13 protein-coding genes are annotated in these 14193 nt (G+C 74.8%); 6 read left to right on the top strand and 7 right to left on the bottom strand.

Annotated elements, in window-relative coordinates; all coding sequences use genetic code 11:
• Positions 1 to 112: 112 nt before the first annotated feature.
• The 5 genes from hutH to ACZ6EJ_RS09235 form a co-directional block, all read right to left on the bottom strand.
• The gene (gene hutH / locus ACZ6EJ_RS09255; protein ID WP_469265666.1) at positions 113 to 1672 is read right to left on the bottom strand and encodes a histidine ammonia-lyase; all 1560 of its coding nucleotides are present in this window, start codon (positions 1670 to 1672) and stop codon (positions 113 to 115) included.
• Between the two features lie 58 nt (positions 1673 to 1730).
• Positions 1731 to 2891 carry a GGDEF domain-containing protein gene (locus tag ACZ6EJ_RS09250; RefSeq protein WP_469265665.1) on the bottom strand — a complete coding sequence of 387 codons (1161 nt, stop codon included), beginning with the start codon at positions 2889 to 2891 and terminating at the stop codon, positions 1731 to 1733.
• A 118-nt stretch (positions 2892 to 3009) separates the two neighbouring features.
• On the bottom strand, positions 3010 to 3822 hold the full coding sequence (locus tag ACZ6EJ_RS09245) for an enoyl-CoA hydratase/isomerase family protein (protein WP_469265663.1): 813 nt from the start codon (positions 3820 to 3822) through the stop codon (positions 3010 to 3012).
• Between the two features lie 120 nt (positions 3823 to 3942).
• Positions 3943 to 5142 carry an adenylate/guanylate cyclase domain-containing protein gene (locus tag ACZ6EJ_RS09240; protein ID WP_469265662.1) on the bottom strand — a complete coding sequence of 400 codons (1200 nt, stop codon included), beginning with the start codon at positions 5140 to 5142 and terminating at the stop codon, positions 3943 to 3945.
• Positions 5143 to 5327: 185 nt separating this feature from the next.
• The gene (locus ACZ6EJ_RS09235; RefSeq protein WP_469265661.1) at positions 5328 to 6191 is read right to left on the bottom strand and encodes a biotin--[acetyl-CoA-carboxylase] ligase; all 864 of its coding nucleotides are present in this window, start codon (positions 6189 to 6191) and stop codon (positions 5328 to 5330) included.
• Positions 6192 to 6347: 156 nt separating this feature from the next.
• Between ACZ6EJ_RS09235 and ACZ6EJ_RS09230 the strand changes: the two genes are divergently transcribed.
• The 4 genes from ACZ6EJ_RS09230 to ACZ6EJ_RS09215 all read left to right on the top strand — a co-directional run bounded on the left by ACZ6EJ_RS09230 (position 6348) and on the right by ACZ6EJ_RS09215 (position 9351).
• On the top strand, positions 6348 to 7928 hold the full coding sequence (locus tag ACZ6EJ_RS09230) for an acyl-CoA carboxylase subunit beta (RefSeq protein ID WP_469265659.1): 1581 nt from the start codon (positions 6348 to 6350) through the stop codon (positions 7926 to 7928).
• A 30-nt stretch (positions 7929 to 7958) separates the two neighbouring features.
• Positions 7959 to 8165: an acyl-CoA carboxylase epsilon subunit gene (locus tag ACZ6EJ_RS09225; protein ID WP_469265657.1), complete on the top strand. Its 207-nt coding sequence runs from the start codon at positions 7959 to 7961 to the stop codon at positions 8163 to 8165.
• 101 nt (positions 8166 to 8266) lie between these two features.
• Positions 8267 to 8395 (top strand): morphogenic membrane protein MmpB, encoded by a 129-nt coding sequence (gene mmpB / locus ACZ6EJ_RS09220; RefSeq protein ID WP_469265656.1) that lies wholly within the window; start codon positions 8267 to 8269, stop codon positions 8393 to 8395.
• Between the two features lie 344 nt (positions 8396 to 8739).
• The gene (locus ACZ6EJ_RS09215; protein WP_469265655.1) at positions 8740 to 9351 is read left to right on the top strand and encodes a nucleoside triphosphate pyrophosphatase; all 612 of its coding nucleotides are present in this window, start codon (positions 8740 to 8742) and stop codon (positions 9349 to 9351) included.
• Between the two features lie 30 nt (positions 9352 to 9381).
• Here the strand turns inward: ACZ6EJ_RS09215 and ACZ6EJ_RS09210 are convergent, their stop codons facing one another.
• Entirely contained in the window at positions 9382 to 9819 is a 438-nt protein-coding gene (locus tag ACZ6EJ_RS09210) for a hypothetical protein (RefSeq protein ID WP_469265653.1), read from the bottom strand.
• A 351-nt stretch (positions 9820 to 10170) separates the two neighbouring features.
• Between ACZ6EJ_RS09210 and ACZ6EJ_RS09205 the strand changes: the two genes are divergently transcribed.
• Both ACZ6EJ_RS09205 and ACZ6EJ_RS09200 read left to right on the top strand, forming a co-directional pair.
• Positions 10171 to 11925, top strand: a complete 1755-nt coding sequence (locus ACZ6EJ_RS09205; RefSeq protein WP_469265651.1) for an acetyl/propionyl/methylcrotonyl-CoA carboxylase subunit alpha — start codon at positions 10171 to 10173, stop codon at positions 11923 to 11925.
• A 170-nt stretch (positions 11926 to 12095) separates the two neighbouring features.
• Positions 12096 to 12638, top strand: a complete 543-nt coding sequence (locus ACZ6EJ_RS09200) for a TetR/AcrR family transcriptional regulator (protein WP_469265842.1) — start codon at positions 12096 to 12098, stop codon at positions 12636 to 12638.
• Positions 12639 to 13016: 378 nt separating this feature from the next.
• Here ACZ6EJ_RS09200 and ACZ6EJ_RS09195 read toward each other — a convergent pair whose 3' ends face one another.
• Entirely contained in the window at positions 13017 to 13976 is a 960-nt protein-coding gene (locus ACZ6EJ_RS09195) for a DeoR/GlpR family DNA-binding transcription regulator (protein ID WP_469265649.1), read from the bottom strand.
• Positions 13977 to 14193: the final 217 nt, after the last annotated feature.

Below are 14193 nucleotides of genomic sequence, written 5' to 3'. Positions count from 1 at the left end.
TCCCCCCCCCCCCCTCCCCCCCCTCCCCAACCCCCCCCCCCCCCCCCCCCCCCCCCCCCCCCCCCCCTCTCCCCCCCCCCTTGCTCCCCCCCCCCCCCCCCCCCCGGGCGGCTCAGGCCAGCGGGCCCGTGACGGGCTCCACGGCCGCGACCAGGCGCCCCTCCCGGACGAACGCGTCGGCGGCGGCGAGGTCCGGGGCGAGGAAGCGGTCCGGGCCGGGCCCCTCCGCCCCGGCGGCGCGCAGCGCGTCCACGGCGGCCCGCGAGGCGGGGGCCGGGGTGAGGCCGTCCGCGGCGCGCAGCTCGATGGCGCGGGTCGCGGCGTACAGCTCGACGGCGACGATCCGGGTCAGGTTGTCCACGGCCGTGCGGAGCTTGCGCGCGGCCGACCAGCCCATGGAGACGTGGTCCTCCTGCATCGCGGAGGACGGGATGGAGTCGGCGGAGGCGGGGACCGCGAGCCGCTTCATCTCGCTGACCAGGGCGGCCTGGGTGTACTGGGCGATCATCAGGCCCGAGTCGACCCCGGCGTCCTCGGCGAGGAACGGCGGCAGCCCGTGCGAGCGGTTCTTGTCGAGCAGCCGGTCGGTGCGGCGCTCGCAGATCGAGCCGAGGTCGGCGGCGGCGATCGCGAGGAAGTCCAGGACGTACGCGACGGGCGCGCCGTGGAAGTTGCCGTTGGACTCCACCCGGCCGTCGGGCAGGACCACCGGGTTGTCGACGGAGGAGGCCAGTTCGCGTCCGGCGACGAGGGCCGCGTGGTCGAGGGTGTCGCGTCCGGCTCCGTTGACCTGGGGCGCGCACCGCACCGAGTAGGCGTCCTGGACGCGGGGCGCGTCGCCGGCGGCGTCGGAGTGACGGCCCGTCAGCCCCGAACCGGCCAGCACCCGGAGCATGTTGGCGGCGCTGGCGCCCTGGCCGGGGTGCGGGCGGATGGCGTGCAGCTCGGGGGCGAGGACCCGGTCCGTGCCCAGCAGCGCCTCCAGGGAGAGGGCGGCGGTGATGTCGGCCGAGGTGTAGAGGGCGCGGAGGTCGGCGAGGGCCAGGACCAACATGCCGAGCATCCCGTCGGTGCCGTTGAGGAGGGCGAGGCCCTCCTTCTCGCGGAGTTCGACCGGGGCGATGCCGTGCGCGGCGAGGAGTTCCCCGGCCGGGCGGACCGTGCCGTCGGGGCCCTCCGCGTCCCCTTCGCCCATGAGGGTCAGAGCGCAGTGCGAGAGCGGGGCGAGGTCGCCGGAGCAGCCGAGCGAGCCGTACTCGTGGACGACGGGCGTGATGCCCGCGTTGAGCACGTCGGCCATGGTCTGGGCGACCTCGGGGCGCACGCCGGTGCGGCCGGAGGCGACGGTCTTCAGCCGGAGGAACATCAGCGCGCGGACGACCTCGCGCTCGACCCGCGGGCCCATGCCGGCCGCGTGGGAGCGGACGATGTTGCGCTGGAGCCGGGCGCGCAGCTCGGGGCTGATGTGGCGGCTGGCGAGGGCTCCGAAGCCGGTGGAGACGCCGTAGACCGGCTCGGGCTTGGCGGCGAGCGCGTCCACGACGAGGCGGGCGGCGGCCAGGGCCTCCACGGCGGCGGCGGACAGCTCGACCCGCGCGCCGCGGCGGGCCACGGCGACGACGTCCTCGGCGGTGGTTCCGGACGTTCCCACCACGACAGTGTGCATATCCATATTCAGCAGCGTACGGATTGAAACCCGCCATGTCACTAGCGGTCGCGCGCCGGGCCCCTTACCCCGGCGGCGGCCCGGACTCCGGGGGCGGCGGGTTGCCGCGCAGCCTGCGCCGGTCGTGCGCGCCCTTCGGCGGGGAGTCCGCGAGCCGGACGACCTCGCCGTCCCGCCCGGCCACCACCGGCCGGTGCGAGCGGGCGGCCTTGGCCCGGTACTGGGCGGCGTCCGCCAGCCGGAAGAGGCGCCGGGCCGAGCGCACCGGGCCGATCGGGTCGCCGGTCGACGCGACCCCGCAGGCCACCCCGTCGCCGAGTTCGAGGGCCGCCGCCCGGTCGCACAGCTCGGTGGCCGCGGCCACCGCGGCGTCGGCCGGGGGCCCGGCGGCGAGCAGGCAGAACTCGTCGCCGCCCAGCCGGGCGGCCAGCGCCTGCGGGACCATCGCCCCACACCGGGACAGCACCGAGCCGAAACGTTCCAGCAGACGGTCCCCGACCGCGTGGCCATGGGTGTCGTTCACCGTCTTGAGGCCGTTGAGATCGCAGACGACCAGGCTGACGACGGTCCCGTCCGCGCGGTGCCGCTCGATCGCCTCGTCGAGCCGGATGTCCACCGCCCGGCGGTTGGCCAGCCCGGTCAGCGGGTCGGTGAAGGCCAGCTTGCGGACCTCCTCCAGCCGCTCGGTCTGGGCGATCCCCGAGGCCACGACCGCCGCGAGGACGGTGGCGAAGTCCGCGTCCGCCCCGTCGAAGACGGCCTGCCCGGCGGGCCGCGCCACATACAGCTCGCCCCAGGCCCGGCCGTGCAGCACGATCGGCGCGATCACGCAGCAGCCCCGGCCGCGGCGGCGCAGCGCCGCCACCCGCCTGCGGCAGTACGGGCGGCCGCCGGACGGCCCGTCCGCGGTCTCCACCCACGCGTCGGGCTCGCCGCCCTCGGCCCGCCGCCCGTGCGGCGACTCGGTGATCTCCGGGAACTCGTGGACCGGGTAGACCTCCTCCTCGGGGAACTCCTCCTCCCCCTCGGCCCGCAGACCCGCGTTCACCAGCACCCGGAGCCTGCCCCGGTCCCGCTCCCACACGGAGAGCGCGGCGAAGCCGCCGTTCAGCGCCGCGCAGGCGCCGAGCGCCGCCGCCCGCCAGGTGTCGCGCGGCGTGGCGGCCGCGGCCATGGCCTGCGCCAGCGCCACCACGGCTCGCAGCCGTACATCGTCACCACCCATCCATACAGCTTAGGTAGGCTTATCCGCTTTCGATCAGTTTGGTGAGTGACCAATTCCTTTCGTTTCCCCCCAAAACGATCACGCCGTGCCACCGGGTCACCGGGTGCGGAGCGCCGCCTCACTCACCGGGCCAGTCGGGCCGCCGCTTCTCGTTGAACGCGGCCACCCCCTCCGCCCGGTCCCCGGAGAAGGCCGCCGACCGCCAGGCCGCGTCCTCCACCTCCAGGCCCGCCCGCAGGTCGAGCCCGTGCCCCAGCCGCAGCGCCCGCTTGGCCGCCCGCAGCCCGACCGGCGAGTTGGCGGCGATCCGCCCGCCCAGCGCCAGCGCCTCCTCGCGGGCCCGGCCCGCCGGGACCAGCTCGTCCACCAGCCCCAGCTCGCGCGCCTCGGCGGCCTCCACCCGGCGGGCGGTGAAGACCAGCTCCGCCGCGCGCGCCGCCCCCACCCGGCGCGGCAGCAACTGCGTACCGCCGCCGCCGGGGATGACGCCCACCGACACCTCGGGCAGGCCGACCACGGCGGTGGCGTCGGCGACGATCACGTCGCAGGCCAGGGCCAGCTCGAAGCCGCCGCCGAGGGCGAAGCCGTGCACGGCGGCGATCACCGGCATCGGCAGCTCCAGGACGCCGGTGTAGGCGGCGCGGGCGGTGGGCCGCTGGCGCAGCAGCTCGGCGTCGGTGAAGGAGTTCCGCTCCTTGAGGTCCGCGCCGACGCAGAAGGCGCGGTCGCCGCTGGAGGTGAGGACGGCCGCCCGTACGTCCCGGTCCCCGGCCAGCGCCTCGCAGGCGGCGGCGATGGAGCGGGCCATGTCGGAGGAGACGGCGTTCATGGCCTTGGGGCGGTCCAGGACCAGTTCGGCGACGTGGTCCAGCCCCTCGTGCCGCCGGACCACGACGAACTCCCCGAACCGCTGCTCGGACGTGACGGTCATGTGCACCCCTGTCGGTCGACTGCGACACCGGTCAACGAGCGTTGCCGACAGGGATCCTAGACAGCCCGCCCCCGTCACGGCAGGGCGAGCGGCGGACCCGCGCGGGCGCGGGCCCGCCGGTCAGCCGCCGGTCCTCCCGCGCCGGGCCAGCAGCCACGGCTCCACCACGCCGAGCCCGCGCACCGGGCGCTGCCACATCGGCTGGAGCCCGAAGCGGTACGTGGGCAGCGGCGGCTCCTCGCCGAGCGGCCGGCCCTCCTCCTGCGCCAGCCGGGCCCGCGCGGCGGCGGCCGCGACGTCCTCCGCGGCCCGCGCCTCGGACTCGGGGGCGTCACCGTGGCGGATCAGCTCCTTGGCGAACGCCCCGTCCACCAGGACGGCGTCCTTCGGCGCTATCGACGTGAGCCGGCTCGCGAGGTTCACCGTCGTGCCGAAGACATCGCCCATCCGGGTGGTGACCGTGCCGAAGGCGATGCCGACGCGCAGTGCGGGCATCGCCTCGTCCGGGGCCATCGCCTCGATCAGCCGGAGCGCTATCTCGGCGGCCGTGCCCGCGTCGTCGGCGGCGAAGAGGACCTCGTCGCCGAGGGTCTTGATGAGCCGGCCGCCGTGCGCGGCGACCAGGTCGGCCGCGGTCGTCTCGAACGACTCGACCAGCTCCCCCAGCTCCTCCTCCTCCAGCCGCCGGGTCAGCCGGGTGAAGCCGACCAGGTCCGCGAAGCCGACGGCGAGGCGGCGGTCGACCATCTCCTCGTCGTCCGCGGCCTGGACGACCCGGCCGGTGGCGGCGGCCAACTGGCGGCGCCACACGTAGACGAGGAACTCCTGGAGCTCCGGCAGCAACAGCTCGACCAGCGGATACGTGACCTCGGTGCGGGTCATTCCGGGCTCGGGCGGTTCGGTCAGCCCCTCCAGGAACGAGTCGATCTGCCATTCGGCCAGCCGGGCGGTGGTCTGCCCGGTGGAGCGGGCGACCTGGATCGCCATCGGCTCGCTGAGCAGCCCCGCCTCCACCAGGCCGGCGAGGCGGCGCAGGGCGAGGACGTCGGCCTCGGTGAGGGCCTTGGCCTGGCCGATGTCGGCGAAGCCCATGGCCCGCCAGAAGCGGGAGGCCAGGTCCATGGAGACCCCGGCGGTGCGGGCGGCCTGGAAGGCGGTGTAGCGGCGGTCGGCCCCCAGGATCAGCGCTTCCAGCCGGATCGCGAGGGGGTCGTCGGTCGGCTCGGCCGTGTGGTCGACCTCGTGGTGGGGTGTGGCGTGGACCGAGGAGTCCGAGGGGGGCTCCTCACCCGCTCCGGACGTCGTGTCGCCGACGGTCACCAGCCGCCTCCTGCCCGTTCCCTGCGCACTGCCCTGCCGATCTGTCGCTGGATCGCCTCAACGATACGGCAGGTGTGCCCTGGCTCACGTCCTCGGCCGCCCCGCCGCGGGTGCGTCGCGCGCGCCGCCCTCGCGTACCGGTGTCCGCGCCCCCGTGCGCGGAAACCGGCGGCCGGCCCCGGCCGTCAGGTGAGTCCGCCCGCCGCGCCCCGCAGGTGCACGATGTCGCCGGCGGACACCGGCCGCTGGAGCCCGTCGCCGGTGGAGAGCACCAGCCGGCCGTCCCCGTCGACGGCGACGGCCTCCCCGACCAGGTCCCGGCCGCCCGGCAGCTCGGCCCGCACCGTGCGGTCGAGGGTCGCGCAGCCCGCCGCGTAGGCCGCCTGGAGCCCGCTCGCGGAGGCGTCGCCGCCCGCCGCCCGCCACTGCCCGTACCACTGCTCCAGCGAGCGCAGCACGGCGCGCAGCAGGGTCTCGCGGTCGGTGGAGACCGCTCCGGCGAGCGCCAGCGAACCGGCGGTCGGGGCGGGCAGCTCGTCGGCGCGCAGCGAGACGTTGACGCCCACGCCGACGACGACGCCGGCCCCGGCCCGCTCGGCGAGGATGCCGCCCGCCTTGCGCTCCTCGCCGTCCACCGCGGCGAGCAGGTCGTTGGGCCATTTCAGCGCCATGTCGACGCCCGCGGACCGGGCGAGCCCGGTCGCGGCGGCGACCCCGGTCAGCAGCGGCAGCCAGCCCCACCGCTCGGCGGGGACCCCGGCCGGCTCCAGGTAGACGGAGAAGAACAGCCCGGAGCGGGGCGGGGCGGTCCAGGTCCGCTCCAGCCGCCCGCGCCCGGCGGTCTGCTCCTCGGCGACCAGGACCGCGCCCTCGGTGAGCGCGTCCGCCCGCGCGGCGAGGTCGGTGTTGGTCGACCCGGTCGCCTCCACGACGTCCAGCGCGCTCCACAGCGAGCCCGGCCGCAGCAGTCCGCGGCGCAGCGCGGTCTCGTTCAGGGGCGGCCGGTCGAGGTCCGACCAGCGGTTGTGTGGCGCATCCGGTGGTGTCATGCAACCCAGCCTAGGTGTGGGAAAGGACGCACTGCCGATCCGTAGGCCCGCCGCTACCCTACGAATCAGTAGCCAGAGCCGGACCGACGACTGGCCGTCCCCCCGTGACCGTTGCCAGACGTCGTCCGCCATGACCAGGCAGGGAGCCGCCCCCCGATGTCCGAGCCGCTGAGCGACATCCACACCACCGCGGGCAAGCTCGCGGACCTGACGCGCCGCATGGACGAGGCGACCCACGCGGGTTCGGCCCGCGCGGTGGAGAAGCAGCACGCCAAGGGCAAGCTGACGGCCCGTGAGCGGGTCGATCTGCTCCTGGACGAGGGCTCGTTCGTGGAGCTCGACGAGTTCGCCCGGCACCGCTCCACCAATTTCGGCATCGAGAAGAACCGCCCCTACGGGGACGGCGTCGTCACCGGGTACGGCACGGTCGACGGCCGCCCGGTCTGCGTGTACTCGCAGGACTTCACGATCTTCGGCGGCTCGCTCGGCGAGGTCTACGGCGAGAAGATCGTCAAGGTCATGGACTTCGCGCTGAAGACCGGCTGCCCGGTCATCGGCATCAACGACGGCGGCGGGGCGCGCATCCAGGAGGGCGTCGCCGCGCTCGGCCTGTTCGCCGAGATCTTCCGCCGCAACGTCCACGCCTCCGGGGTGATCCCGCAGATCTCCCTGATCGTCGGCCCGTGCGCGGGCGGCGCGGTCTACTCCCCGGCGATCACCGACTTCACGGTGATGGTCGACCAGACCTCGCACATGTTCATCACCGGGCCCGACGTCATCAAGACGGTCACCGGCGAGGACGTGGGCTTCGAGGAGTTGGGCGGGGCCCGTACGCACAACACCACCTCCGGGGTGGCGCACCACATGGCGGGCGACGAGAAGGACGCCATCGAGTACGTCAAGTCGCTGCTGTCCTACCTGCCCTCGAACAACCTCTCCGAGCCCCCCGCCTTCCCGGAGGAGGCTGACCTGGCCACGAGCGACGAGGACCGGGCGCTGGACACGCTCATCCCGGACTCGGCGAACCAGCCGTACGACATGCACACCGCGATCGAACACGTCCTGGACGAGGGCGAGTTCCTGGAGACCCAGGCGCTGTTCGCGCCGAACGTCATCACCGGCTTCGGCCGGGTCGAGGGCCACCCGGTGGGCGTCGTCGCCAACCAGCCGATGCAGTTCGCCGGCTGCCTGGACATCGACGCGAGCGAGAAGGCCGCCCGCTTCGTCCGCACCTGCGACGCGTTCAACGTGCCCGTCCTGACCTTCGTGGACGTTCCGGGCTTCCTGCCGGGCGTGGACCAGGAGTACGGCGGCATCATCCGGCGCGGCGCGAAGCTGATCTACGCGTACGCGGAGGCGACGGTCCCGCTGATCACCGTCATCACCCGCAAGGCGTTCGGCGGCGCGTACGACGTGATGGGCTCCAAGCACCTGGGCGCCGACCTCAACCTGGCGTGGCCGACCGCCCAGATCGCCGTCATGGGGGCGCAGGGCGCGGTGAACATCCTGCACCGGCGGACCATCGCGGCCGCCGAGGACCCCGAGGCCACCCGCGCCGAGCTGATCGCGGACTACGAGGACACGCTGCTCAACCCGTACGTGGCGGCCGAGCGCGGCTACGTCGACGCGGTGATCATGCCGTCCGAGACCCGTTCCCACATCGTCCGGGGGCTGCGCCAGCTCCGGACGAAGCGGGAGTCCCTCCCGCCGAAGAAGCACGGCAACATCCCGCTGTAGCCGTCCGCCCGCTCGCAGAGAGGACCGCCCATGATCAAGGTCGTACGGGGCAACCCCACCCCGGAGGAGCTGGCCGCCGCCCTGGCGGTGGTCCGGGCGCGCGCGGCGGCGGCCGCCGCCGCGCCCTCGGGCGCGCCGGCCCCGCCCGAGCAGTGGTCCGACCCCGGCCGCATCGCGCGCGCCGGCCTCCCGACGCCCGGCCCGCGCGCCTGGGCCCGGACGTACTGGCCGGCCTGAGCCGCGCGGCCCGGCCCGCCTCCGGGCCCGTGCGCCCGCCGGCGCGGCGTGAGTACCCGTACTCAGGCGCGCCGGCGGGCGGGGGCGGCAGGATCGAAGACATGCTGTGGTCCGATCCCGAGAACAAGCCGCCGAAGGAACTGCGCGACGTCCAGGACATGATGCGCCGCGCCGGGTTCCTGGTGGCACTGGCGATGTTGGTGGCGATGTTCGTCCTGGGCATCCACTGAGCGCGACCGTCGAGCACGGTCCTTGAACGCGACCGTCGAAACACCCCCTGAGCACGCACGCCGAGCGCGTCCACCGCGCGCGGCCCCTGAGCGCGCCCCTCCAGCACGCCCCCTGAGCACACACGCCGAGCGCGACCGTCGAGCACGCCCACCCCGCGCGTCCACCGAGCGCAGTCCCTGAGCGCGCCCCTCCAGCACACCTCCTGAGCACACACGACGGCGTGTGCGCCGAGCGCGTGTATCGAGCACGCGCGCCGAGCGCGTCCGCCGAGCGCGCCTCCCCGAGCGCGGCCGTACGCCTCCGGCGGGCAGCGCCGGACCGCGGACCCTCCCGCCCTTCTACGATGGCCCCCATGACTGATCAGCGCCGTCTCGTGCTCGCCTCCGCCTCCCCCGCCCGCCTCGGCCTGCTGCGCCAGGCCGGATTCGCCCCCGAGGTGATCGTCAGCGGGGTCGACGAGGACGCCCTGACCGCGCCGACCCCCGGTGAGCTGGCGCTCGTCCTGGCGCGCGCCAAGGCGGCGGCGGTCGCGGGCCGCCCCGAGGCGGCGGGCGCGCTCGTCATCGGCTGCGACTCGGTGCTGGAGCTGGACGGCCGGGCGCTCGGCAAGCCGGCCGACGCCGAGGAGGCCACCGCCCGCTGGAGGTCCATGCGCGGCCGGAGCGGAGTCCTGCGGACCGGGCACAGCGTCGTCGACACCGCCTCGGGCCGCACCGCCTCGGCGACGGGGTCCACCGTCGTGCGGTTCGGCGAGCCGAGCGACGCGGAGGTCGCCGCGTACGTCGCCTCGGGCGAGCCGCTGCACGTCGCGGGGGCCTTCACGCTGGACGGCCGCTCCGCGCCGTTCGTCGACTCCATCGAGGGCGACCACGGCAACGTCATCGGCCTCTCGCTGCCGCTGCTGCGCCGCCTGCTCGGCGAACTGGACGTGTCCGTCACCCAGTTGTGGGTCTGAGCCGGGCCCGCCCGGCGCCGGGCGGGCCGCTCAGGCGGTCCTCGGGGCCGCCTCGTCGCCCACGGGCCCGGCGGCGCGCTCGGGGCCGTAGCCGAGCAGGGTGAGCACCAGCAGGGCGAGCACCAGCATCATGACGGCGAAGGCCGCCCAGCCCACCAGGCCGACGGCGACCGCGCCGAGCACCCCGTGCACGACCGCGCAGCCGATCAGCGCGATCCGTCCGACGCTCCCCGGCGAGCGGTCGCGGACCCCCGCCAGCAGGGCGACGAGCCCGCACACCACCAGCAGCAGGCCGCCGACGCCGCCCGTCGCCCAGGTCCCGGCGGCCATCGCCGCCGGGTCCAGGCCCGCGAGCGACATGTTCTGGTTCTCGGCGGTCATGGCCAGGGCGGTGTTGACGAGCACCAGCCCGGCCGCCTCCCCGAACAGCACGAGCGCGGTCACGATCGCCACCGGTCTGCGCGGCACGGCGCCACCCCCTGTTACCTACGGTACGTACGCACCGTGGACCCTACTGACGGGTATTCCTTCGGACAAGAGGTCGGACCGGCTCGTGCGCCGAGCAAAGAATCCACCGGCCGTTCGTAGGGAATCAACAAAGAATCGTCGTGAGGCGTTGACCATCAGGACAGAGACCTCCACCACACCGGATGGTTACTGTGCGGTTGAGGATCGCGGCGTACCGTGGTGCGACAAGGGATTTCACTACTGGGGCAAGCCTCGGATCACACTCCGTGTGGGCAAGCTCACCATTGGGGACAGGTCGTACGGCCGTGTCGGTAGTCCCTAAACTCAGCTTGTTTCGAGGAGGGAGTCATCGTGCGCAAGGTGCTCATCGCCAACCGTGGCGAAATCGCTGTCCGCGTTGCTCGGGCCTGCCGGGACGCGGGGATCGCGAGCGTGGCGGTCTACGCCGAGCCGGACCGGGACGCTCTGCACGTCCGGGCCGCTGACGAGGCGTTCGCGCTGGGCGGTGACACCCCGGCCGCCAGCTACCTGGACATGGCCAAGGTGCTGCGGGCCGCCGCGGACTCCGGGGCGGACGCGATCCACCCCGGTTACGGATTCCTGTCGGAGAACGCGGAGTTCGCCCAGGCCGTCCTGGACGCCGGGCTGACCTGGATCGGCCCGCCGCCGCAGGCCATCCGCGACCTCGGCGACAAGGTCGCCGCCCGGCACATCGCCCAGCGCGCGGGCGCCCCCCTCGTGGCCGGCACCCCGGACCCGGTCTCCGGCTCCGACGAGGTCGTCGCGTTCGCCGAGGAGAACGGGCTGCCGATCGCGATCAAGGCGGCGTTCGGCGGCGGCGGGCGCGGGCTGAAGGTGGCCCGCACGCTGGAGGAGATCCCCGAGCTGTACGACTCCGCCGTCCGCGAGGCCGTCGCGGCCTTCGGCCGGGGCGAGTGCTTCGTCGAGCGCTACCTCGACAAGCCGCGCCACGTGGAGACCCAGTGCCTGGCCGACACCCACGGCAACGTGGTGGTCGTCTCGACGCGCGACTGCTCCCTCCAGCGCCGCCACCAGAAGCTCGTCGAGGAGGCCCCGGCCCCCTTCCTGACGCAGGAGCAGAACGACCAGCTCTACGCGGCGTCCAAGGCGATCCTCAAGGAGGCCGGCTACGTCGGCGCCGGCACGGTCGAGTTCCTGGTGGGCCTGGACGGCACGATCTCCTTCCTGGAGGTCAACACCCGCCTCCAGGTCGAGCACCCCGTCACCGAAGAGGTCACGGGCATCGACCTCGTACGCGAGATGTTCCGGATCGCGGACGGCGAGGAGCTGGGGTACGGCGACCCCGCGGTGCGCGGTCACTCCTTCGAGTTCCGCATCAACGGCGAGGACCCCGGCCGCGGCTTCCTGCCCGCCCCCGGCACCGTCACCACCTTCGCCCCGCCGACCGGCCCCGGCGTCCGCCTGGACGCGGGCGTCGAGTCCGGCAGCGTGATCGGCCCCGCCTGGGACTCCCTGCTCGCCAAGCTCGTCGTGACCGGCGCGACCCGCGAACAGGCGCTCCAGCGCGCCGCCCGCGCGCTCGCGGAGTTCACCGTGGAGGGCATGGCGACCGCCATCCCCTTCCACCGGGCCGTCGTCGCCGACCCCGCCTTCACCTCGGACCCGTTCACCGTGCACACCCGGTGGATCGAGACGGAGTTCGTCAACGACATCCCGCCGTTCGCCGTGCCCTCGGACGCGGACGCCGACGACGAGACGGGGCGCGAGACCGTCGTCGTCGAGGTCGGCGGCAAGCGCCTGGAGGTCTCGCTGCCGTCCTCGCTGGGCATGTCGCTGGCCCGCACCGGCCTCGCGGCCGGCGCGAAGCCGAAGCGCCGCGCGGCGAAGAAGGCCGGCTCCGCCGCGTCGGGCGACAGCCTCGCCTCCCCGATGCAGGGCACGATCGTCAAGATCGCGGTCGAGGAGGGCCAGGAGGTCAAGGAGGGCGACCTCGTCGTCGTCCTTGAGGCCATGAAGATGGAGCAGCCGCTCAACGCCCACCGCGCCGGCACCGTGAAGGGGCTCACCGCCGAGGTCGGCTCGTCCGTCACCGCCGGCGCGCTGATCTGCGAGATCAAGGACTGACCGCACCGCGCTCCGCGAAGGGCCCGGCCCGCACCCCCACGGTGCGCGCCGGGCCCTTCGTCGGCAGTGGCATCCTGGAACGGACGAGGGTCCGAGCAGCGGGAGGGACGGGAGCCATGCCAGGGGCGATCGCCGAGGGGACCAGCACGGCGCGGCCGCCGGTCCGGCCGATGCGCGCGGACGCGCGCCGCAACTACGACCGGCTGGTGGGCGAGGCCCGCAGGGCCTTCGCCGAACACGGCACCGACGCCTCCCTGGAGGACGTCGCCCGGCGGGCCGGGGTCGGCATCGGCACGCTCTACCGGCACTTCCCCAACCGGCACGCCCTGATGAACGCGGTCTTCCAGGACGCCCTGTGCTCGCTGCTGGCCCGCTCCCGCGAACTGGCGGGCTCGGACCGGCCGTGCGGGGCGCTGGTGGAGTGGCTGGGCGCGATCGTCACCCACGCCGGGGAGTACCGGGGCCTGGCCCGCGCGTTGATGTCCGCCTCGCGCGACGAGACGTCGGCGCTGGCGCAGTGCCATGTGCCGCTGCGGGAGGCGGGCGCGGGGCTGCTGCGCCGGGCCCAGGAGAGCGGGGCGGTCCGGGCGGACGTCTCCATCGACGACCTGCTCCAGCTCACCAACGCGATCGCGCTCGCGGCGGAGCAGTCGCCGGACGACCCGGAGCTGGCGGAACGGTTGCTGCGGCTGACGCTGCGCGGACTCAAGTAGCGCCCGCCCGGCCCACGACCGCCGACACCGCGCGGGCGGTCGCCGTAGCACCGCGCGGTCTCACGCAACAAGACCGCGCACGTGGCCGCCGCTTCCTGCACGGTTCACGCGGCCCCGCCGGGCGTACGCAACGAGGACGGGGCGTACGGCGGCGTGCCGCGCGGGCGCACGTAACCCGCTGCGCGGGCGGTCCCTGGTGCCGCACGGGTGCACGCGACCCGCCGCACACACGGCCGCTGCCCCACGCGACTCCGTCGGGCGTACGCGACGGAGCCCCGCAGCGCGGACGCACTCAACCCCACGCGGCGTCACGCAACCCCGCCGCGCGGACGCACGCGAGCCCGGTGCGCGGGTGGTCGCGGGCTGGCCGGTGGCGGGTCAGCGGCGTCGCAGGTCCGCGACCCGCGACCGTTCGCCGGGGGCGTCGGGCAGGGGGGAGGCGCTGCGCAACTGGGGGCCGAGGGTGCCGTTGCGGGTGCGCCGCTGGCCGGGGAGCGGCATGTCGCGGCGGGGCCGGCGGCCCGCGGGGGCGCCCTCCGCGCCGGTCGCCTCCGCCTCCGGACCGGCCACCGAGATCTCCACGCCCTGGTCCGCCAGGGCCTGCAACTCGGCTCCGGCGCGCTCGTCGTGGGGCGGGGGCTCGTCCGTCACGAGCCGGGTGATCAGCTCGGTCGGCACGGTCTGGAACATGGTGTCCGCGCCGATCTTCGTGTGGTCCGCCAGGACGACCACCTCGGCGGCGGCCTGCACCAGGGCCCGGTCGACGCTGGCCGAGAGCATGTTGGAGGTGGACAGCCCGCGTTCGGCGGTGAGCCCGCTCCCGGAGAGGAAGGCGCGGGAGACCCGCAGCCCGTGCAGGGACTGCTCGGCCCCGCTGCCCACCAGCGCGTAGATGCTCCCGCGCAGGGTGCCGCCGGTCATCACCACCTCGACCCGGTTGGCGTGGGCCAACGCCTGGGCGACCAGCAGGGAGTTGGTGACGACGGTGAGTCCGGGCACCCGCGCGAGCCGGCGGGCCAGCTCCTGCGTGGTCGTCCCGGCGCCGACCACGATGGCCTCGCCCTCGCCGACGAGACCCGCGGCGAGGTCGGCGATGGCCGACTTCTCCGCGGTGGCGAGATGGGACTTCTGCGGGAAGCCGGACTCCCGTGTGAGACCGCCCGGCAGGACCGCACCGCCGTGCCTGCGGTCGAGGAGTCCTTCGGCCTCCAGCGCCCGCACGTCCCGCCGTACGGTCACTTCGGAGGTCTGGACGACGCGGGCGAGCTCACGGAGCGATACCGCCCCGTTGGCGCGCACCATTTCGAGGATCAACTGACGACGTTCTGCAGCGAACACGGAACTGACAGTAACCTGACTGTCGCGGCTTTCTCAGCAGTTCGCACCGATGAGCAGAAGTTGTCCTCCCCAGGGGGGTCCCAGTGGTATAGGGGCCTTTGTGACGCCCTGCGGTGATCACCGGTCGGGGGGGGGGGGGGGGGGGGGGGGGGGGGGGGGGGGGGGGGGGGGGGGGGGGGGGGGGGGGGGGGGGGGGGGGGGGGGGGGGGGGGGGGGG

This window comes from Streptomyces sp. NPDC041970, assembly GCF_055588985.1.
Note: the sequence above shows the minus strand (reverse complement) of the source record. Positions and strands in the feature narration are given on the sequence as shown.